1 pseudogene is annotated in these 525 nt (G+C 41.1%); it reads left to right on the top strand.

From position 1 onward, the window contains the following. Positions 1 to 176 precede the first annotated feature (176 nt). Positions 177 to 525: pseudogene (locus tag R7R78_RS29300) on the top strand (hypothetical protein); the annotation flags it as partial.

Below are 525 nucleotides of genomic sequence, written 5' to 3'. Positions count from 1 at the left end.
TAACGTGAAATACTAAGCAAATAAGAACCTTAACGTTCTAGAAATGCCAGCATTTAGCTGGCATTTTTTTATGTAACACTGGCAAATTCCTTATATAAATCACCAAGGCGTGTAAAATAGCGCCCCAATAAAAGGATTAACGTAAAAGTAACAAACGCATTTTAGGAAAAGAGTTCATGGACTGGTTTAACGTAGGCTCACTCATCATCGTCACTTGGGTTGTCGTTGCTTTTTGCATACCCGATTGGAGAAAAGTAGTTTGGCCTAAACTTGAACAAGAGAAAGCATTTCAACATATCGTGCTTGCCTCTTTCTTCCTCATTACGGTTCTTTGGTCTGCTCAAGCAGGTGTAAAAGAAGGGTTACAAATACACTTTCTCGCTTTAACGACACTAACCATGATGTACGGTTGGCGAATGGCTTTTTTGCTCAGCAGTCCTGCGATGATCGCCTACCACTGGATACACGATATTTCGTTTATCTTGCTCCCGAGCTCTCTTGTGCTATCGGCGCTCGTTCCAATAT

It is taken from the genome of Vibrio sp. 2134-1 (assembly GCF_033339495.1).
This window is presented reverse-complemented; position numbering and strand designations above follow the sequence as displayed.